25 protein-coding genes, 1 tRNA gene and 1 pseudogene are annotated in these 18,260 nt (G+C 66.6%); 8 read left to right on the top strand and 19 right to left on the bottom strand.

Translation table 11 applies throughout. The features are described from left to right. A pseudogene (locus ACP7AG_RS17955) lies at positions 1 to 97 on the top strand (IS5/IS1182 family transposase); the annotation flags it as partial. A gap of 18 nt (positions 98 to 115) precedes the next feature. On the opposite strand, the gene mgtE reads toward ACP7AG_RS17955, so the two are convergent. Together mgtE and ACP7AG_RS17945 are read right to left on the bottom strand one after the other, a co-directional pair. Continuing rightward, positions 116 to 1,570 (bottom strand): magnesium transporter, encoded by a 1,455-nt coding sequence (gene mgtE, locus ACP7AG_RS17950; RefSeq protein ID WP_426032501.1) that lies wholly within the window; start codon positions 1,568 to 1,570, stop codon positions 116 to 118. Between the two features lie 145 nt (positions 1,571 to 1,715). Further along, positions 1,716 to 1,802, bottom strand: a tRNA-Leu gene (locus ACP7AG_RS17945). A gap of 90 nt (positions 1,803 to 1,892) precedes the next feature. Here ACP7AG_RS17945 and ACP7AG_RS17940 point away from each other — a divergent pair. After that, positions 1,893 to 2,108 carry a hypothetical protein gene (locus ACP7AG_RS17940; protein WP_426032499.1) on the top strand — a complete coding sequence of 72 codons (216 nt, stop codon included), beginning with the start codon at positions 1,893 to 1,895 and terminating at the stop codon, positions 2,106 to 2,108. Between the two features lies 1 nt (position 2,109). On the opposite strand, the gene ACP7AG_RS17935 is transcribed toward ACP7AG_RS17940, so the two are convergent. Beyond that, entirely contained in the window at positions 2,110 to 2,415 is a 306-nt protein-coding gene (locus tag ACP7AG_RS17935; protein ID WP_426013252.1) for a FliM/FliN family flagellar motor switch protein, read from the bottom strand. Between the two features lie 16 nt (positions 2,416 to 2,431). Between ACP7AG_RS17935 and lipB the strand changes: the two genes are divergently transcribed. Next, positions 2,432 to 3,187 (top strand): lipoyl(octanoyl) transferase LipB, encoded by a 756-nt coding sequence (lipB, locus tag ACP7AG_RS17930; protein ID WP_426012672.1) that lies wholly within the window; start codon positions 2,432 to 2,434, stop codon positions 3,185 to 3,187. A gap of 99 nt (positions 3,188 to 3,286) precedes the next feature. On the opposite strand, the gene ACP7AG_RS17925 is transcribed toward lipB, so the two are convergent. From ACP7AG_RS17925 to ACP7AG_RS17915, 3 genes are read right to left on the bottom strand one after another with little or no spacing between them, the layout of a single operon-like run. Next, positions 3,287 to 3,691 (bottom strand): DUF805 domain-containing protein, encoded by a 405-nt coding sequence (locus ACP7AG_RS17925; RefSeq protein ID WP_426032497.1) that lies wholly within the window; start codon positions 3,689 to 3,691, stop codon positions 3,287 to 3,289. A 57-nt stretch (positions 3,692 to 3,748) separates the two neighbouring features. Then, a complete protein-coding gene (locus ACP7AG_RS17920) occupies positions 3,749 to 4,222 on the bottom strand; it encodes a DUF805 domain-containing protein (protein WP_426032495.1) in 474 nt (157 codons plus the stop codon). 49 nt (positions 4,223 to 4,271) lie between these two features. Then, the gene (locus tag ACP7AG_RS17915) at positions 4,272 to 6,269 is read right to left on the bottom strand and encodes an acetyl-CoA carboxylase biotin carboxylase subunit (protein WP_426032493.1); all 1,998 of its coding nucleotides are present in this window, start codon (positions 6,267 to 6,269) and stop codon (positions 4,272 to 4,274) included. A gap of 216 nt (positions 6,270 to 6,485) precedes the next feature. On the opposite strand from ACP7AG_RS17915, the gene ACP7AG_RS17910 reads away from it, so the two are divergent. Beyond that, positions 6,486 to 6,989: a GlcG/HbpS family heme-binding protein gene (locus ACP7AG_RS17910; RefSeq protein WP_426032491.1), complete on the top strand. Its 504-nt coding sequence runs from the start codon at positions 6,486 to 6,488 to the stop codon at positions 6,987 to 6,989. Positions 6,990 to 6,995: 6 nt separating this feature from the next. On the opposite strand, the gene ACP7AG_RS17905 is transcribed toward ACP7AG_RS17910, so the two are convergent. Continuing rightward, positions 6,996 to 7,571 carry a DJ-1/PfpI family protein gene (locus ACP7AG_RS17905; RefSeq protein ID WP_426032489.1) on the bottom strand — a complete coding sequence of 192 codons (576 nt, stop codon included), beginning with the start codon at positions 7,569 to 7,571 and terminating at the stop codon, positions 6,996 to 6,998. A gap of 97 nt (positions 7,572 to 7,668) precedes the next feature. Between ACP7AG_RS17905 and msrB the strand changes: the two genes are divergently transcribed. Then, positions 7,669 to 8,151, top strand: a complete 483-nt coding sequence (gene msrB / locus ACP7AG_RS17900) for a peptide-methionine (R)-S-oxide reductase MsrB (protein ID WP_426032487.1) — start codon at positions 7,669 to 7,671, stop codon at positions 8,149 to 8,151. 100 nt (positions 8,152 to 8,251) lie between these two features. On the opposite strand, the gene ACP7AG_RS17895 is transcribed toward msrB, so the two are convergent. Further along, positions 8,252 to 8,668: a hypothetical protein gene (locus tag ACP7AG_RS17895; protein ID WP_426032485.1), complete on the bottom strand. Its 417-nt coding sequence runs from the start codon at positions 8,666 to 8,668 to the stop codon at positions 8,252 to 8,254. 103 nt (positions 8,669 to 8,771) lie between these two features. Continuing rightward, positions 8,772 to 9,158: a hypothetical protein gene (locus tag ACP7AG_RS17890; RefSeq protein WP_426012686.1), complete on the bottom strand. Its 387-nt coding sequence runs from the start codon at positions 9,156 to 9,158 to the stop codon at positions 8,772 to 8,774. 231 nt (positions 9,159 to 9,389) lie between these two features. Between ACP7AG_RS17890 and ACP7AG_RS17885 the strand changes: the two genes are divergently transcribed. Further along, the gene (locus ACP7AG_RS17885) at positions 9,390 to 9,878 is read left to right on the top strand and encodes a hypothetical protein (protein ID WP_426012688.1); all 489 of its coding nucleotides are present in this window, start codon (positions 9,390 to 9,392) and stop codon (positions 9,876 to 9,878) included. Here the strand turns inward: ACP7AG_RS17885 and ACP7AG_RS17880 are convergent. Beyond that, on the bottom strand, positions 9,825 to 10,196 hold the full coding sequence (locus tag ACP7AG_RS17880) for a (2Fe-2S) ferredoxin domain-containing protein (protein WP_426032483.1): 372 nt from the start codon (positions 10,194 to 10,196) through the stop codon (positions 9,825 to 9,827). The genes ACP7AG_RS17885 and ACP7AG_RS17880 overlap by 54 nt on opposite strands. A gap of 114 nt (positions 10,197 to 10,310) precedes the next feature. On the opposite strand from ACP7AG_RS17880, the gene ACP7AG_RS17875 reads away from it, so the two are divergent. After that, positions 10,311 to 10,643: a hypothetical protein gene (locus ACP7AG_RS17875; protein WP_426012691.1), complete on the top strand. Its 333-nt coding sequence runs from the start codon at positions 10,311 to 10,313 to the stop codon at positions 10,641 to 10,643. Here ACP7AG_RS17875 and ACP7AG_RS17870 read toward each other — a convergent pair. Continuing rightward, positions 10,640 to 11,086 (bottom strand): NUDIX domain-containing protein, encoded by a 447-nt coding sequence (locus ACP7AG_RS17870; RefSeq protein ID WP_426012692.1) that lies wholly within the window; start codon positions 11,084 to 11,086, stop codon positions 10,640 to 10,642. The two genes, ACP7AG_RS17875 and ACP7AG_RS17870, sit on opposite strands and share 4 nt — an antisense overlap. A 4-nt stretch (positions 11,087 to 11,090) precedes the next feature. Next, entirely contained in the window at positions 11,091 to 12,122 is a 1,032-nt protein-coding gene (locus ACP7AG_RS17865; RefSeq protein WP_426032481.1) for a S1/P1 Nuclease, read from the bottom strand. Positions 12,123 to 12,491: 369 nt separating this feature from the next. Here ACP7AG_RS17865 and ACP7AG_RS17860 point away from each other — a divergent pair, with 369 nt between their 5' ends. Then, positions 12,492 to 12,986: a 3D domain-containing protein gene (locus tag ACP7AG_RS17860; RefSeq protein ID WP_426012695.1), complete on the top strand. Its 495-nt coding sequence runs from the start codon at positions 12,492 to 12,494 to the stop codon at positions 12,984 to 12,986. A 10-nt stretch (positions 12,987 to 12,996) separates the two neighbouring features. On the opposite strand, the gene ACP7AG_RS17855 is transcribed toward ACP7AG_RS17860, so the two are convergent. From ACP7AG_RS17855 to cobA, 7 genes are all read right to left on the bottom strand, one after another. Next, positions 12,997 to 13,440 carry a response regulator gene (locus tag ACP7AG_RS17855; RefSeq protein WP_426012696.1) on the bottom strand — a complete coding sequence of 148 codons (444 nt, stop codon included), beginning with the start codon at positions 13,438 to 13,440 and terminating at the stop codon, positions 12,997 to 12,999. Then, a complete protein-coding gene (locus tag ACP7AG_RS17850; RefSeq protein ID WP_426012697.1) occupies positions 13,440 to 13,823 on the bottom strand; it encodes a hypothetical protein in 384 nt (127 codons plus the stop codon). The genes ACP7AG_RS17855 and ACP7AG_RS17850 overlap by 1 nt, the downstream gene beginning before the upstream one ends. 119 nt (positions 13,824 to 13,942) lie before the next feature. After that, a complete protein-coding gene (locus ACP7AG_RS17845; protein WP_426012699.1) occupies positions 13,943 to 14,701 on the bottom strand; it encodes a phosphoadenylyl-sulfate reductase in 759 nt (252 codons plus the stop codon). After that, positions 14,701 to 15,201 carry a DUF934 domain-containing protein gene (locus ACP7AG_RS17840; protein WP_426032479.1) on the bottom strand — a complete coding sequence of 167 codons (501 nt, stop codon included), beginning with the start codon at positions 15,199 to 15,201 and terminating at the stop codon, positions 14,701 to 14,703. The genes ACP7AG_RS17845 and ACP7AG_RS17840 overlap by 1 nt, the downstream gene beginning before the upstream one ends. Further along, positions 15,185 to 16,843 carry a nitrite/sulfite reductase gene (locus tag ACP7AG_RS17835; RefSeq protein ID WP_426032477.1) on the bottom strand — a complete coding sequence of 553 codons (1,659 nt, stop codon included), beginning with the start codon at positions 16,841 to 16,843 and terminating at the stop codon, positions 15,185 to 15,187. The genes ACP7AG_RS17840 and ACP7AG_RS17835 overlap by 17 nt, the downstream gene beginning before the upstream one ends. Before the next feature lies 1 nt (position 16,844). Continuing rightward, positions 16,845 to 17,210, bottom strand: coding sequence for a DUF2849 domain-containing protein (locus tag ACP7AG_RS17830; RefSeq protein WP_426012705.1), 366 nt, complete (start codon positions 17,208 to 17,210; stop codon positions 16,845 to 16,847). After that, entirely contained in the window at positions 17,207 to 18,055 is an 849-nt protein-coding gene (gene cobA, locus ACP7AG_RS17825; RefSeq protein ID WP_426032475.1) for a uroporphyrinogen-III C-methyltransferase, read from the bottom strand. The genes ACP7AG_RS17830 and cobA overlap by 4 nt, the downstream gene beginning before the upstream one ends. Positions 18,056 to 18,260: the final 205 nt, after the last annotated feature.

Below are 18,260 nucleotides of genomic sequence, written 5' to 3'. Positions count from 1 at the left end.
CAAGCAGTTCCGCCGCATCGCAACCCGGTACGACAAGCTTGCAACCACCTTCATGGGCTTCGTAACCCTCGCCGCCATCATGCTATGGCTCAAATAGCTAAATCGTCACTACGGCCTAGTGCAACAACAGCGCCGCGATCAGCAGCACCGCGAAGAAGCCGGTGAAGTCGGTCAAGAAGGTGACGAAGATCGACGACGACACGGCTGGGTCGCGTCCCATCTTGGCCAGGGTCAGCGGCGCCAGGATGCCGCCGACCGCCGCGGTGAAGATATTGGTGATCAGGGCCAGGCCGACGATGATCGCTAGCTTACCGTGGTGGTCCTTCGGGCCAAAGAACAGGTAGGTCGCCCCGCCCATCACGACGGCCAGGGTGAAGCCGTTGACCAGGCCGACGCCGAGTTCCCGCAGGATGATCCGGCGAGCGTTGGCGGTGGTCAGCTCCTTGCTGGCCAAGGCCCGCACGGCCACCGCCAGGGTCTGGGTGCCGGCGTTGCCGCCGAGCGACGAGACGATCGGCATCAGGATGGCCAGGGCCACCAGCTGGGCGATCTCGTCCTGGAATACCGCCACGCCGCTGACGGCGATGGTGGCGGTGATCAGGTTGAGCAGCAACCACGGCAGGCGGGCCTTGACGATATCGACCACGGTGGCGTCACGCCCCGCGTCGCTCACGCCGGCCAGGGCCAGGATGTCTTCTTCCGCTTCTTCGCGGATGACCCCAACGATGTCATCGACGGTGATCTGGCCCACCAGCCGTCCGCCGGCCTCGACCACCGGGGCGCTGATCAGGTGGTACTTGTCGAAGATGTAGGCCACCTCCTCCTGGTCCATGTCGACGGTGATCTCGGTCACAGCCTCCATGATCTCGGCCAGGGGGGTCTCCAGCTTGCTGGTCAGCAGCAGGCTGATCGGCAGGGCGCCGACCGGGGTGAACGACGGGTCCACCACATAGACGTCGAAAAACAGCTCCGGCAGGTGGTCGCCCGACACCCGGACATGGTCGATGGTCTGGCCCACGGTCCAGAACTGCGGCGCGGCCAGGAACTCGCGCTGCATCAGGCGGCCGGCCGTTTCGTCCTCGTAGGACAGGCTGGTCTCGATGGCGGCGCGGTCGCCCTCGTCCATGGCGGCCAGCACCTGGGCGCGCTTGCCGGCGTCCAGGTCGTCGATGACGTCGGCGGCGTCGTCGGAGTCCAGCTCCTCCAGCGCCCTCGCCAGGGTCGCCGACGGCGTGGCCTCCAGCACCTCCTCGCGCAGGTTGTCGTCCAGCTCGGCGATGATCTCGCCCAGCCATTCCGGGTCGAGGACCGGGATCACCTCTTCGCGGTAGGCGGCCGACAGGAAGCCCATCAGGTCGGCGACGTCGGCCGGCTCCAGCGCATGGACCAGCTCGCGCAGACGAGCCGTGTCGCCGCGGTCGGCCGCGTCGATGACCATCTCGACATATTCGGGATTGAGGGCGTAGTCGTCGCCAAGGGCGAGGTCTTCGAGATCCTCGACCGCTTCCGGTTCTGGGATCAGCAGGTTGTGACGCGCCTCGTCGGTCAGGTCGACAGTTTCCCGGGTCATGGGCGCCTCCTGAACTGTAAGCGTTGCGTCCTGCGGGTTATTCCGAAGTTGCGAGAAGGGCAAACCCCTTCTCCAGAAATGGTGAGAGCGCGCCCAGCGAGTCGGAAACCGATTTCGCCAAGCGCGCTCTAGGCCTTTGTCCACCTGGTGCGGTCGAGAAGACTCGAACTTCCACGCCCTTTCGGGCACAGCGACCTCAACGCTGCGCGTCTACCAATTCCGCCACGACCGCTCATGGTGAGGCGCGGCTGGTAGCAAACTGAGTTTGATTTGGAAAGAGCGGAGTTGGCCGGGGGCGAGAAAGCTGCATAGGGTTGCCGGCATGAAACCACCTTGGTCCATCCTGCCCCAGACTCCCAATGGCTCGATTGGCTGGCGGATGGGTGAAGGCGAAGAGGTTCGCACTCACTTCTACAGGGCGTTTTCGGACCTCTCGGCCGATGCCCGAAACGAATACGAGCGCCTGAATCCCGAACCAGCGGAGTGGAGTGGCTTCTACGACCGCATCCGGAGCAGTCCCTGGCCCAACGATCAGTGAGCTACGCCCCGCCGGCCATGTAGTCGTAGACGTCGGCGGCGCGGGTCACCTGGATGGCGATGCGGTCGTCGCTGATCTGGATTTCGCCCCGGGCGATGGGGTGGTTGTTGGCCAGGATCCAGACCTCGTCATTGGTCTTGGCGTCCAGCGGGATTACCGCGCCGCGGCCCATGCGCAGCAGCTGCTGCATCGGCAGGATCGAGCGCCCCAGAAGAACCGAGATCTCGATATTGACGGCGTTGACCTGGCTCACGAAGTAAGTCCCTGGAAGACACGCGCGGCCATGGTTGGTCGCGTTGCACCTGATGCAAGTCTAAGGCCGCATGCTTGATCGCCCGTTAAGCCTTGAAAATAACGACCTTCCGCTGCTCGGCCATCCGGACGGCGTCCCTGTCGGCTGGGCGGTTTCGACCGGGTACGTGCCTTACCCGGCAGCCGTTGCCGCCATGGAGGCCCGCGCCGCCGCCATCGCCGACGGCACGGCGGGCGAACTGGTGTGGCTGCTGGAGCATCCGCCACTCTACACGGCCGGGGTTTCATCCAAGCCGGCCGACCTGATCGCCGCCGATCGCTTCCCGGTGTTCGCCAGCGGTCGGGGCGGGCAATACACCTATCACGGCCCCGGCCAGCGAGTAGCCTATGTGATGCTGGACTTGACGAAACGCGGCCGAGACGTCCGCGCCTTCGTGCAAGCTCTGGAGGCCTGGATCATCGACGCCCTGGCCGCCTTCGCCGTCACCGGCGAGATGCGCGAGGGCCGGGTCGGCGTTTGGGTCGAGCGCAAGGGTCCCGGCTGGTCGCGTGACGACAAGATCGCGGCGATCGGCGTCAAGCTGCGCAAGTGGGTCAGCTTTCACGGGATCAGCCTGAACGTCGAGCCGGACCTGGAGCATTTCTCCGGCATCGTGCCGTGCGGCCAGACCGAGCACGGGGTCACGAGCCTGGTGGATCTAGGCCTGCCTGTGACCATGGACGAGGCGGATGAAGCGCTGCGGGCCAGCTTTACGCGGGTGTTCGGGGCGGCGGAGGATTCTCCCTCTCCCCTTGCGGGAGAAGGTGGCGGCGAAGCCGACGGATGAGGGTCGCGCTGACCTGTCCGCTTGCGGCCGATCCGCCTTTCGACCCCTCATCCGACCCCGCTCCGCGAGGCCACCTTCCCCCGCAAGGGGAGCAAGGATTTAGACCGCGACCACCGGTTTCAGCGGGTTAGGTCCATACCGATTGGCGCCCTGCTCGCCGGGCATGACGCCCAGCTCGATGATGGTCCACAGCACGACGCCGGCGAACAGGAGGTCCCAGAAGTGTTTGGGCGTCGGCCAGACGGCCACCAACGAGAGCAGGACCAGCGCCGCCCACCAGCCCGACCGACCTCGGTCATGCAGCCGCTTGGAGAACACGCAGGTCGCGACGAACAGCAGCGGCGGGTAGATCAGCCACCCGGTCAAGAGGTGGGTGGTCGTGCCCGTCGCCTCATAGACGACAGCGAAGGTCAGCAGCGCCGCCGACACAATCAGGAACGGTCCACGCGCTGTCCGGCCCGAGGCCGACAGGAAGAGGTCCCACCATTCCGCGCGATCGTTCATGCTGGTCCTAACAAGTCTCCTGAAGAAACTAGGCTGCGCCGCGGCGCCGCGAAAGGGCTAGGCGAAGACTTCGGCCAGCTGGCTGTCGGGATCGCCGCCGATCCCCTTAGGCGAGCGGCCGTAGCGATTGGGTCCCTGAGTCCCGTCGAGGCAACCGAATTCGATGAACGCATAGAGGGCGATCACCGCAAGCACCGCTGTCGCCGCATATTTCAAGCCGCCATCGGGGACTGCGTAAAAAACGATCGCCACAACGAAGAGCACGGCCTGGAGCCCGATTACGAAGATCGCTGGCCGGTTACGATCGTGCCCCCGCTTGACCATCAGGGCCAGAGCCGGCCACAGGAACAACAGTTCCAGCAGCACGCGAACGATCGCCGCGCCGTCCGGTCCCAGAAAATGTCCGAGCAGGGTCAGTGGCACCTTCACCACAGTCAGGCCTATGCTGACCAGCCAGTATTCGGAACGGCGCATGCGCCCGTCCAGGCTAAACAATCCCTCGATCAACGGAAGCTTGCGTTTCTTGGCCATAGTCAAGCTCTAGCCGACGTGAACTTGGCGGGCAAGTTGCAGCGCACCCTCACGCGAACTCCACCAGCACCTCATCGGCGGCCACCGGGTCGCCGCTCTTGGCGTTGACCGCCTTGACCACGCCGTCGCGCTCGGCGCGGATGATGTTCTGCATCTTCATGGCCTCCAGCACGCAGACAATCTCGCCCTCGCGGACGGTCTGGCCCAGGGCGACGTCCATGCTGACCACCAGTCCCGGCATCGGCGACAGCACCAGCTTGGAGGTGTCGGCGGCCTGCTTCTCGGGCAACTTGTCGTGCAGTTCGGCGCTGCGCGGGGTCAGGACCAGCACCTTGGCCTTGGCGGCGCGATGGCGGATCACGAAGCCCTCGGCCGCCGGCGTCACCTGGACGGTGAAGGCCTTGCCGTCGAGCTTGCCGTGGAACACCGGCTTGCCGGGACGCCAGTCGAGGGTCTCCAACACGATCGCGCGGCCCTCGTCCGGCAGCTCCACATTGAGCGACGCGCCCTCTCCCGACAGCCTGACCCGTCGCTTGGCGTGGCCCACCGCGACGATCCACTCGGTGCGGACGGGATTGCTGAGCCCGGCCCCCGTTGTGCGAGACCGGGCCGCGTAGACCCGCTGCATGGCCGCGCCGACGGCGGTCAGCACGTCAGCTTGCTCCGGCGTCGCTTCCACGCCTTTGAAGCCGTCGGGGAACTCGTCCTTGATGTAGTTGGTCGAGATGACGCCCGAGCGGTAGCGCTCCTGGTCCATCACCGCCGCCAGGAACGGGATGTTCTGCCCCAGGCCCTCGATATGGAAGTCCTCCAGCGCCCGCCCCATGCCGTCGATGGCCGCCAGGCGAGTGGGCGCCCAGGTGCAGAGCTTGGAGATCATCGGGTCGTAATACATCGAGATCTCGTCGCCCTCGCGCACCCCGCCGTCGTTTCGGACGGTGTAACCCTCATGCTCGCCCTCCTCCGGAGGGTCGTAGCGAACGAGACGGCCGATGCTGGGCAGGAACTTGCGGTAGGGGTCCTCGGCATAGATGCGGCTCTCGATGGCCCAGCCGTTGATCTTCAAATCATCCTGGGTGAAGGCCAGCGCCTCGCCCCAGGCGGAGCGGATCATTTGCTCGACCAGATCCAGGCCGGTGATCAGCTCGGTGACCGGATGCTCGACCTGCAGGCGGGTGTTCATCTCCAGGAAGTAGAAGCTCTTGTCCTGGCCCACCACGAACTCCACGGTCCCGGCGCTGTCGTAGTTCACGGCCTTGGCGAGGGCCACGGCCTGGGCGCCCATGGCGGCGCGGGTGGCTTCGTCGAGCAAGGGCGACGGCGCCTCCTCGATGACCTTCTGATTGCGCCGCTGGATCGAGCATTCGCGTTCGAACAGGTGGACCACGTGACCGTGCTTGTCGCCCAGCACCTGGATCTCGATGTGGCGCGGGCTCTCGATGAACTTCTCGATGAAGATCCGGTCGTCGCCGAAACTGGCCTTGGCTTCGGCACGGACGGCCGGGAAGCCCTCCTCGACGTCCTGGCGGTTCCAGGCGACGCGGATGCCCTTGCCGCCGCCGCCGGCGCTGGCCTTGATCATCACGGGATAGCCGACCTGCTCGGAAATGATCACCGCATGGGTCACATCGGCGATCTCGCCGATATGGCCCGGCACGCAGGACACCCCGGCCGCCTCGGCGAACTTCTTGCTTTCGATCTTGTCGCCCATCGCCGAGATGGCGCCGGGGTTGGGACCAATGAACACCACGCCTTCGTCGGCGCAGCGCTGGGCGAAGCTGGCGTTCTCCGACAGGAAGCCAAAGCCCGGATGAACGGCCTCGGCGCCGGCCTGCTTGCAGGCGGCGATGATCTTGTCGGCCACCAGATAGGACTGGTTGGCGGGCGCGGGGCCGATGTGCACGGTCTCGTCGGCCATCTCGACGGCCAGGCTATCGGCGTCGGCGTCGGAATAGACCACCACTGTCTTGATGCCCATCCGGCGGCAGGTCTTGATCACCCGCACCGCGATCTCGCCCCGGTTGGCGATCAGCAGCTTCTTGAACATCCGGCCGTCCCCTACGCGCTTGTCATTGTCTTGTTGGACACCGGACTAGCAGGCCGCTCGCGGTTTGCAACGGCGCCGCAGCGTGACATGGTTCATGACACCGGTTTCCAATGGCGACCGCAACGAAGACCGATGCGCGGCGCCTGGACTGTTGTTCGCATTCGCAACATGAGGCCCACCGCCGCGATCGCACGCCACTTCAGAGGAAACGACCCAATGCTCCGTTCCACGCTTGCCACGCTCGCCCTGGCCGTCGCTCTGATGGCCGGGCCCGCCTTGGCCCAAACCGCGCCCGCCCCGGTTCCCGCCGCGCCGCCGGCCCCGCCCTACGGCCGGTCGGTGACCCTGGCCGAAGCCAAGGTCGCCGTGGCCGCCGCCGAGGCCGAGGCCCGCAAGCAGGGCTGGTTCATGGTCATCGTCGTGGTTGAACCCAACGGCGCCCTGGTGATGAGCGAAAAGATGGATGGGGCGCAGTACGGATCGAACGACGTCGCCCGCCGTAAGGCCGAGACCAGCGCAAACTTCCGCCGACCGACATCCTATTTCCAGGAGGCGGTGACTGGCGGCACGCTGAACGCCATCTTCACCGGCGCCCTGGCGATCGAGGGCGGCGAACTGCTGATCGTCGATGGCCAGATCCTGGGAGCCATCGGCGCTTCGGGCGGCTCGGGCGCCCAGGACGGCCTAATCGCCAGGGCCGGCGCCGCGGCGGTCAAATAGGCCGGCCTAGTCCACGAATTCCTTGGCGAACATGGCCACATATTCGTCGTGCTTGTCCCCAGCTTCGGGGGCCACGAGGCGGGCGATCGCGGCGCTGAAGGTCACGGGCGCCAGGCCGGACGCGGTGACCAGCCGGCCGTCGGTCACGGCCTTGGCGCTGTCGACATAGCCGCCCGACCCGGCATAGTTCGGGGCCTGCTGGGCCAGCCAGTCTCCGCCGTTCGAGGTGTGGGCCTTACCGGTCAGCAGGCCCGCCCGGGCGGCGGCCACCGTGCCGGCGCAGATCGCGCCAATGATCTTGCCGTCGGCATAGGCTTGGCGCAGCAGGCTGAAGAAGGCCTCGTCGTGATATTCGACCCAGGCGTCCGAGCCGATCAGCAGCAGCACGTCGGCGTCGGCCAGCACCGGATCGGAGAACTTGTAGTCCGACGCCGCCAACACGCCGCCGATCGAGGTCTGCGGTTCGCCGTCAGGCGTGGCGACCTCGATCTGGACACCATTATATTCACGCAGGGCGGCCAGCACGGGGCCAGCCTCCCAATCGGCCCAGCCCGGTTGCAGGAATGCGACGGCGATGGTCATGGCGGAGTCCTCATCATGGTTCGAGACGAACGCGGTAGGTGATTCTGGGCTCCGTCGCCTCTATCGGACGCGCCCTCGAGCCCCTAAATTGTAGCGCATGACCGACATAGCCACCCTCTCCGCCACCGGTTTCGATCTAACTCCGCCGACCGAGCCCGAGCGCCAGCGCCTGGAGGCCGACCTGACCGCCGAGGAAGCCCGCGTGCTGCTGAACCACGGCACCGAGGCCCCGTTCTGCGGCGGCCTGCTTGGCGAGAAGAACCCCGGCGTCTATTGCTGCCGCGAGTGCGGCCTGCCGCTGTTCGAGTACAAGACCAAGTTCGAGAGCGGCACGGGCTGGCCGAGCTTCTACGCGCCGTTCGACGAAGCTCACGTCAAGGAGGTGCGCGACACCGCCTATGGCATGGTGCGGATCGAGACGCTGTGCGCCCGCTGCGACAGCCACCAGGGCCACGTCTTCCCGGACGGCCCGGCCCCCACGCGTCTGCGCTATTGCATCAATTCGGTATCGTTGCAGTTCGTGAGGAGCGGCGAGCCCCTGCCCGACCCGCTAAATCGCGGGGACAAGGTTTCAGCCTAGAGCATTTTTCGAGCGAAGTGGTTCCGGTTCGCGTGAAGAAAAATGCGTCAAAACAAAAGACTAGAGCTCACGGCCTGACGCAGTCAGGTCGGGAAATGCTCTAGCGCAAAACCGCGTTGCCGCCCTCGGTGACCATGAGGACGCTGTAGGTCAGGTAGCCGCGCTCGACCATCCGCCGCATGGCTTCATAGACCTCGGCCAGTTCTTCGTAGGCGGCGCGGAGGGCCGAGAGCCGCACGGTCTGCTCGGGCGTTATCGCGACGCCGCCCTCGGTCATGGCCACCGCTTCGGCAACCCAGCGGGCACGCGCCGTGGCTGCGGCGACGGCCAGGCGCTGGAACTTGCCGGAGTCGCTCTTATCGAGCACCTGGGCGATCACCGCGCTGTTGGAGGCGAAGGCCGTGTAGTCGATCTGCTCCAGGTGGCCGCGCAGGCGGCGCTGGGTCTGGGGATCGGTATCCTGCGGTTCGAAATGGTCGTGCGAACGGCGAAAACTGTTGCTGACGGTCGAGGACATGGCGACCTCCCTGAACTGTCCGTCTTGCCCAAGGTGTTTGGGAGGCGAACCTGGACGTCAGCATGCGCGCCACGCCTTAACGCCGGATTGAAGCGGACAGCCGTCAGTCGGGCGTGAAGATGCCCTGCAGGCCGACGATCATGGCGATGACGCCGAACACCGCCAGCACCAGGCCCGATCCCTGCGATCCGCTGGCCGGCAGGTCGCGCCCCGCGAAACGTCCGGCCCGCAGGCGATCCCACAGCAGCAACACGCCCACGGCGATCGCGACGATCTCGAAGTGGAACACGTGCGGCCCGCTGATCAGGTGGACGAGCAGGAAATAGCCGCCGCAAACCAAGGCCACGATGCCGACGATCCAGCGGAAAGGCGACAGTCGGTCGGCGAACCGTCCGAAGTCGTCGCCGGCCTTGGGGATCAGCGCCAGCAGGCCGATGGCCAGCATGAAACCGCCGAGGATGTTGGAGAGGTCGAGGAGGAGCGCGATCATGGCTGTGAAATGCCCGTCCAGTTCTGGCGTTCCACGCCACGCCGACCGCCGGACCCTTGGCCGGCGATCGTCCATAATCGCGGTGTAACGTCGAGACCCACGCTAGCGCAGGAATCTTCAATACTTTTGCCTCGCGGCGCCGCAGATGCCGAATGGTCGCGAGGCTTTCCGACCCGGCGGTCGCCAACAACACTTAACGCGCCCTTCACTGGAACTGAAAAATGGCGAACCATGATCTTGGGCGTGTCTACGGCGACCTTCACCCTGATTCACGTGATCATCAGCCTGATCGGCATCGCCGCGGGCTTGGTCGCCCTGGGCGGCATGCTAATCAACCGGCGGCTGCCCGGCTGGACGACCGGCTTTCTGGCCACCACCGCCCTGACCAGCGTCACGGGCTTCTTCTTCCATTCCAAGGCCATCGGTCCGCCGCGCATCGTCGGCGTAATCTCATTGGTGGTCCTGGCGATTGCGTTCTGGGCACTCTACGGCAGCAAGCTGGTCGGCGCCTGGCGACCGATCTATGTGATCACCGCGACCATCGCCCTCTATCTCAACGTCTTCGTCGGCGTGGCTCAGTCGTTCCGGAAGATCCCGCCGCTGCACGTCCTGGCCCCGGCCGGAACCGAGCCGCCCTTCGCCATCGCCCAGGGGGCTAGCCTGATCCTACTCGGCGGGCTGGGCTTCTTGGCGGTGAAGCGCTTCCGGCCGGTCTCCTAGGGCCGCCGCGTCCAGCCCCAGTCGCTGCGCCACCGCCGCCGTCGACGCCCCGCGCGGAACCACGACCCAGTCGCCCGGGTTGGAGGCTAGCACGGCCACCACGGCGTTCTTGGGACAGACGTCGAAGCAACCGACTTCGACGACGCCCGCGCGGGCCTTGCGGCCTTTGCCGGCGATAGATTTTCGCAGCGCCTTGGCCAGGCGCTGATCGCCGTTGTCGCCGAACCCGCCGTCGAGTTTCTTCGAACATTTGCGGCAGACCAGGACCACTTCGGTCCAGTCGGAACGGGCGCGCTTGAACGGCCTATCGTGGCTCACGGAGGTCCTGCCTGACTGGAGCCATGGCTCCGCTCACGCAGATGGGACGCGCCCGGCGGATGGCAAGGCCTCGCCAAGCTGCTAGAGACCGCCGCTGCAAGCAGGAGGCTCGCCATGGTCCGCACTCTGAAAGCTAAGTTGGCCGCGCCGCCATCGAAGATTGATCCCGTCGCCAAGGCCGACCAAGACTGGTTCGACGCCCACGAGGGCCGCGCGTTTCGCCTGCGCGATCCGGCCCCGCTGGAGTTCAGGGACCCGCTGGGCGAACCCGGCGAGGGCTTCTCGTGGCGCGTGCTGGTCGTGAAGCTGGCCGACGGCAATCGCCTACGCCTGCCGGTTTCGCTGGCCTGGGACCTGCACAACGATCACGCCAAGGACGTGCACTTGCGGACGATCTTCGACCAGGTGGCGCCGGAAAAGGCCAAGGCGATGCTGGCGAAAGGCTAGCCCCGCCGCAGCCAGGCCGCCACGGCCCAGGCGTGCCCGTCATGCCGCAGCGCCACCACGGCGTCGCGGGGATCAAGCCACACCAGCGTGTGGTCGTCCTCGACCTTGAGGTCCGGCCGCTCGGCCACGACCGTCACCGCGTACACCCCGCCGAAGTTGCGCAGCGGCTGGCCGTTGGACTTGATGAACGGCTGGCTGATCTCGACCACGCGGCGGCCGACCTCGACCACCAGGCCAGTCTCCTCGCCGAACTCGCGCACGATCGCGGCGGGCTCATCCTCACCGCCATCGACCGCTCCGCCGGGCAGATCGAAATAGGGCGGCTGGCCGGGCTTGCGCACCTCGACCAGGGCGATCTTGCCGTGGGCGCCCTCGGCGATGCCGAAGGCGGCCCAACGGTTCTTATAGTCCAGCGCCGCGTCGGGCGCGTCGAACGCCAGCAAGCGATCAGTCCTTGCCGTACAGGTCGATCCAAGGATCGGCCTTGCCCGACACCACGTCGGCGACGGTGGTCTCGGGGCGATAACCGATCTTGCCATTGGCGCTGGCCTTCCAGGCATCGACGACCAGGTCGCGCAGCTCGGTGGCGCCAGCCGCAAGCCGCTCGTCGACCAGGGCCTTGGCGCGCGGGTCGGTGGCGACCATGCCGCCGGCCTTTTCCAGCTGATACAGCGGCTCGACCAGACTGAAGGTCTTGGTCAGATAGGCCACGGTGCGAGTCTCGACCGCGCAGGCGCAATCGACATAGGCCGGCACCAGCTTCTTGACGTCGGCTTTGACGGCCAAGGCCTTGACCAGCGGCCCCTCGAAATCGCCATGGGTGGCCCGGCTCTGGGTGTAGCCGTTCGGGTTGGGGTAATCGCCCCAGCCGTTGTAGTGCACGCTCAGATGCAGGGGTTGGCTGCCGTCACCCACATAGTGGGCCCAGACGCCGAGGTCGCGGATCACCAACTCCTCGCGGCGCTTCAGGTCGGCAACGTAATAGGCGCGCTTGGTCTTGTCCTTCTCGGTCTTGGAGACTGCCTTGAGGATGCGCCAGTAGGTGAAGTCCTTCGCCAGCTGCTGGTAACCGTCAATGATCGTGTAGGGCAGGTAGCCGGCGTTCCAGCTGTCGTGGCCTGCCAGGGCCAGGGCCTTCTCATAGTCGGCTCGGGTAAGCGGCAGGGTCTCGACCGAGAATTTCGGCCCGCCATACATCTTGCCTTCATCGTCAAGGTCCAGGAAATGGGCCGCGTCGCGATCTGTGTCGTGGATCTTGCCCGAGCCCTTCCAGCGGTCCGGCTCGCGGGCATATTCGCCGATGGCGGCCACGGCGGCGGGCGTGCGCAGGAACGCCGGCACGGCGGCGGGCAGGCTCTCGGCGGCGACCACCCCGACCATGCGGTGTCCCCAAGCCCCCCAGGCCAGGGCCGATGGCGCGGGCGCGGCGATCAGGGCCACGACGGCCAGGCTGACGGACAGACGGACGGACGACTTCATGCGCGCTCCACGGAACTGACGGGCCCGACGACGCGAGGACGGGTCGATCCGAGCGACTCACTCGGCCAGAAAGCTGACCTGAGAGGCGTCTGACCGTGCCCATCCAGCGGGCGACTCGGGTTTAAGACACCCGCGCGCCCTTCGCTAGCGCCGGCTTGTCACGAACAGCAAGCGCCAGCACGAAGGCCCTTGTGAGGCCAGGCTTTGCGCGTCTTGCGGAACTGATTTCAACCCTGCGCGCTGCGCGCCGCCCCTGTCGCGAAACGTGCGCAGCGACCATCGGTCACCCCTGGATGGGTTGTCACGGGGCTGTGACCTTAGTACTTAGGCCGCCGACCGACACTCTACGCCGATAAGAGGAACTCCTCGATGCGACGCACGTTTGCGGGATTTCTGGCCGCTGCTCTGGCCATGTCCATCGCCCTCCCTGCCTCCGCCGGCGAACCCGAACAGCGCAGCGATCCGCTGGGCGACCTGATCACCGGGGCCCTGACGGGGTCCGTGCCAGGCTCGGTGGAATACCGAATGAAGGCCACGCTCTATCATGCGGGCGCCAAGGGCATCCGCGCGCTGGACAGCCTGGGCTGCAAGGTCGTGGCGATGCGCACCCTGGCGGTCGACAAGAGCGTGATCCCCCGCCGCACCGTGGTGTTCATCAAGGAAACCGTCGGCCTGCCGATGCCCAACGGCGCCAAGCATGACGGTTATTGGTACGCGTCCGACATTGGCGGCGCGATCAAGGGCAACAAGCTGGACCTGTTCAGCGGCCAGGGCGCGTCTTCGATGAAGCCCCTTATGAACCTGAACCTGGCGACCCTCTCGGTGACCAAGGTCGGCGAGTTCAAGGGCTGCCCGCCAGGATAGGCGGAGCAAATCAGTTAAAGAACTCGGTGGAGGCTGGCGCCGCTGAAACGGCCGCGCGGGTTGACGCGCTGGCTATACCGGGCGCGGGCTTCAGCATCTTGGCCACGCGATCGAGCAAATCGGCGCCACTGAACGGTTTCACCACGCAGGTGCGCACCCCCAGGGTGGCGGCGCGTCGAATATCCTCGACCCCCAGCCGCTTGCCGATCAGCAGCGTTGGACAGGGCGGTCGCAAGCGATCGTGCTGCAGGATCGTCAACAGTTTGAAAGCGTCGATATCGAGGATCCCCAAGTCGAGCACGAACGCCGCCGGCCGCATGTTGCGGATGATTTCCAAGGCCCCCGTGCCGCTGCGCGCCGACAACGGATGGTAACCCGCGACGTCCAGGCGGATTTGCAGCATCTCCGAAACCGCGCGGTCGCTGTCTGCGATGAGGATCCGGGCAACTGACATCAGAAGAGATCCAAGTCTCCGGCGTCGTCGCCGTCGTTCAATCCCGCTTCTTCCCCGCCGAACGAGGTCGTCATACGATCGGCCAAGGCGCCCAGCGTGATGCTCTTCAGCGCCGCTGTGACGCCGATCGTTTCTCGGGCCTCGACGGTCTGGCTGAGCCCCCGCGCGAAGGTCGAAAGGCCCGTCAGGTGCTGGCTGAGAAGGTCCACAGCCTGGACCCCCTCAAGCAGTTGCTCGCGGTGCTCGGGCGGAACTGTCATCAGCAACTTGCCGATCAGTGTGTCGAGAAAGATGCAGCGGGCGCCGGCCAATTCCAGCTCCCAAGACAGGACGTCGAATGTCGTGGCGACATCCGAATGAAGCTCAGTGGTCGCCGCTGACAAGATCGTTTCCCCCCAACCTTCGTGAAGGTAGGGGCACGACGGATAACGGCGGCTTAACCCTCCGCGGCTGAGCCTGCGTCCAAACTGCGCGGGGCAAGCCCGGAAGGCGCTAGAAGGCGCTAGATCCCCTCGCCCACGTTCGGCGCGGCGCCTGGGGCGCGAGCGACGTGGATACCGCACTCGGTCTTGTCCTGGCCCGCCCAGCGACCGGCGCGGACATCGGCGTTGGGGTCATCGACCGCCTTGGTGCAAGGCCAGCAGCCCACCGACGGGAAGCCCTGCGAGACCAGCGGGTGGGCCGGCAACCGATACTCGTCGACATAGGCGTCGAGCTCGGCCTTGCCCCAGTTGGCCAGGGGGTTGAACTTGATCTGGCCCTCGGCCTGCTCGACGACGGCGAGGCGCAGGCGGTCGCCGCCGTGGAAGCGCTTGCGGCCGGTGATCCAGCCGTCAAATTCGCCCAGGGCGCGGTCCAGCGGCAGCACCTTGCGGATGTGGCAGCAGGCGTCGGTATCGGTGCGCCACAGGTCGGACTTCGGATCGGTGACCGCCAGGTCGGCGAAGGCCGGGCGCAGGTCGCGCACCTGGGTCAAGCCCAGCTGAGCGGCCAGGCCCTTGCGATAGTCCAGGGTCTGGCCAAACAGCATGCCGGTGTCGAGGAACAGCACCGGGATGTCCTTGGACACCTGGCTGGCCAGGTGCAGCAGCACCGCAGACTCGGCCCCGAACGAACTGACCAGGGCCAGCCTGTCGCCGAAGGTTTCGAAGGCCTTGCGCAGGATGGTCAGCGGATGGGCGTCGCGCAGTTCGGCGTCCAGCCGTGCCACCAAGGTGGCGGTGCTGGAGGTCGGCTCGGCCACGGCTTGGTCATAGGCCATCACACACCCCGTTCCTCGAACGCCACCAGCCGGTCGTCGGCGGCGCGCTGATAGACATGGCGGAAGCGGTGGGCCGCCTTGGTCCAGGCCTCCGGCGTCGCCCCGTCATTGGGTTCGAAGGCGTCGAAGCCGCAGCGGACCATGAAGCCGGCCTGCTCCTGCAGCACGTCGCCCACGGCCCGAACCTCGCCCGTGAAGCCCAGCCGCTCGCGCAACAGGCGGGCCGAGGTATAGGCGCGGCCGTCACGGTATTTCGGAAAGGCCAGGGCCACCACCGCCAGGCGCGGCAGGTCATAGGCCAGGGCCTCGACCTCCTGGTCGGACTCGATGCGCACGCCGACCCGGCGACTATTGGACAGCAGAATCTCGCCCTCGGCCTGGAAGCGGGCCAGGGACAGGATCACGTCGCCCTCGGGGATGGCCTCCTCGTCGGCGACGTGAGTGAAGCCGTCCTCGGCCCATTGGGCCGTGGCGCCGGCCAGCCTAATCAGCCTGGGCATAGACCGCCTCCTTAAAGGGTTCGAGGCCGACGCGGCGATAGGTGTCGAGGAAGCGCTCCTCGCCGGTACGGATCGCCAGATAGGCCTCGACCAGGGACTCGATGGCCGGGGCCACCTTGTCGGCCGACAGGCCGGGGCCCAGGATCTTGCCGATCGAGGCGTCCTCCGCCCCCGATCCGCCGAGCGAGAGCTGGTAGAATTCCTCGCCCTTCTTGTCGACGCCCAGGATGCCGATATGGGCCACGTGGTGATGGCCGCAGGCGTTGATGCAGCCGCTGATCTTGATCTTCAGCTCGCCGATCTTCTCGGCGCGATCGGGGTCGGCGAACTTGCGGGCTATGTCCTGGGCGATCGGGATGGCGCGGGCGTTGGCCAGGGCGCAGTAGTCCAGGCCCGGACAGGCGATGATGTCGCTGGCCAAGTCGATATTGGCCGTCGCCAGGCCGTGCTTTTCCAGCATGGCGTGGACCACGGGCAGGTCGTCCAGCCTGACGTGCGGCAAGACCAGGTTCTGGGCATGGGTGACGCGCAGATCGTCCAGGCTGTAGCGCTCGGCCAGGTCGGCGACGACCTCCAACTGATCCGCGGTGGCGTCGCCTGGCGTCTGGCCGATGGCTTTCAGCGAAACCTCGACGATCGCGTAGCCGCTTTGCTTGTGCGGCTTGACGTTGTTGCGGGCGAAGCGTTGCAGGGCCGGGCTCAGCGCCTTGGCGGCCTCGAAGCTTTCAGAACGGGCCGGCAGGGTTTCGAACTTCGTCTGGGCGAAGGCGGCGCGGACGCGGGCCAACTCGGCGGCCGGCAGGTCGGCGCGCTCGGCGCTGATCTTGCCCCACTCCTCGTCCACCTGGCGGCCGAACTCCTCGGCCCCGAGGGCGGCGACCAGGATCTTGATCCGGGCCTTGTAGATATTGTCGCGGCGGCCGTGGCGGTTGTAGACGCGCAGCACGGCCTCGACATAGCTCAACAGCCGCTCGGCTGGCAGGAACGGCTTGATGGTCGGACCCACATAGGGCGTGCGCCCCTGCCCGCCGCCGACGATCACCTCAAAGCCGATCTGGCCTTCTCGGCCGTGGCGCAGGATCAGGCCGATATCGTGCACCTTCACCGCCGCGCGGTCGGTCAAGGCGCCGGTGATGGCGATCTTGAACTTGCGCGGCAGGAAGCTGAACTCGGGATGCAGGGTCGACCACTGGCGCAGCACTTCGGACCAGACGCGCGGGTCGTCGATCTCCTCGGCGGTGGCGCCGGCATAGGGATCGGCGGTGACGTTGCGGATGCAGTTGCCGCTGGTCTGGATGGCGTGCAAGTCCACCTCGGCCAGGGCGTCGAGGATATCGGGCGTGTCCTTCAGCTTCACCCAGTTGAACTGGATGTTCTGACGCGTGGTCATGTGCCCGTAGCCCTTGTCATAGGTACGGGCGATCCAGGCCAGGCGGCGGGCTTGGCGGGCGTTCAGCGAGCCGTAGGGGATGGCCACGCGCAGCATGTAGGCATGCAGCTGCAGATAGAGGCCGTTCATCAGCCGCAGCGGCTTGAACTGGTCCTCGGTCAGTTCGCCGGCCAGGCGGCGGGCCACCTGATGCCGGAACTCGTTGGAGCGGTCGGTCAGGAACTCGCGGTCGATGACGTCGTACTGATACATCTTACTTCCTGCGGATCAGGTCTACGCGGCCGGTGGAGCGGGCGGCGCCGTGGGCATGGCGCAGCGCCTCGATCACCTCGCCGCCGACGGCCTGCTTGCCGTGGGTGGGTTCGTTGGTAGGGCCCAGGGCCCGGATGCGTTCGCGGTAGCTGACCGGGGCCAGGCCGCCCTCGACCTGCGCCACGTCGATCAGATAGGCGTCGATGACCGTGGTCGCCTGGGTCTTGCCCTTGGCGACCGCCGCCTCGGCGTCGGCCTCATGCGCTTCGTCGAACAGCTCGGCCTCGCCGAAGCCCTCGACCCAGCGGCCGGCCTTCCAGAACACGACGTCGCCGTCGATCAGCCGATTGGCGGTGAGGACCTTCATGACCGGGGGCTCGCGCGCTGGAGGGTGGAGGAGATGATGTCGGGCGCCGCCTCGACGGCCATGGCCATCGATTCGCCGACCATCAGCAACGCCGGACCCCGCAATCCGTCGGCGGCGACGGCCATCTGGCCGAGCGTGGTGAGGATACGGCGCTCGTCGGGGCGGCTGGCGTTCTCGACGATCAGGGCCGGGGTGGCGGCGTCGCGGCCGGCCGCCGTCAGACGCGCAGAGATCAGGGCGGCGGTGCTGACGCCCATATAGACGACCACCGTCTGGTTCGGTCGCGCCAGCGCGGTCCAGTCCAGATCGGGATCGCCGTGCGCCGCATGACCGGTGACAAAGGTCACGGCCTGGGCCGAGCCGCGATGGGTCAGCGGCGCGCCGGCCCCTGCCGAAGCGGCCAGGGCGGCGGTGACGCCGGGGACCACCAGGCATTCGACGCCCGCCTCACGGCAAGCGGCCAGTTCCTCGCCGCCGCGACCGAACAGGAAGGGGTCGCCGCCCTTCAGCCGGACGACGACCAGACCCTCCAGGGCCAGGGCCACTAGCAGCTGATTGATGTCATCCTGCGGCAAGGTGTGGCGCGACTTGCGCTTGGCGACATTGATCCGTTGGGCGCCGCGCGGCGCCAGGTCGAGGATTTCGTCGGAAACGAGCCCGTCATGGACGATGACATCCGCAGCCTGCAGAGCCTTGAGGGCCTTGATCGTCAGCAGTTCCGGATCGCCGGGACCCGCACCGACCAAGGTCACGCGGCCCGGCGCGCGGACGCTCTCGCCGCCGCCGATGACGACGAGGCCGGGGGTCGTACGGGGGGAGGCGGATCGGACCGTGGGCCGAGCCATGATTCAGGTCCTCTATAAGCCAAACGCCATCGACGAAACGCCGGGCCGGCCTCTTGGCCAAACCGGTTAGCGCCAAAGCATTACGGGGCGAACCCTAGGGTCCGCCCCGCTCGCGTTCACCGATGAAAAGGGCCGTCTCCATCAGCGAACGCTTGCAAATTGGTCGCGACCGGGTCACTTCGCAAACAAGGTCTTCTGCCGGGGC

Source organism: Caulobacter sp. DWP3-1-3b2 (assembly GCF_049896325.1).
GTDB lineage: Bacteria > Pseudomonadota > Alphaproteobacteria > Caulobacterales > Caulobacteraceae > Caulobacter.
The sequence above is the reverse complement of the archived record's forward strand: the minus strand, read 5'-3'. Positions and strand labels throughout refer to the sequence as shown.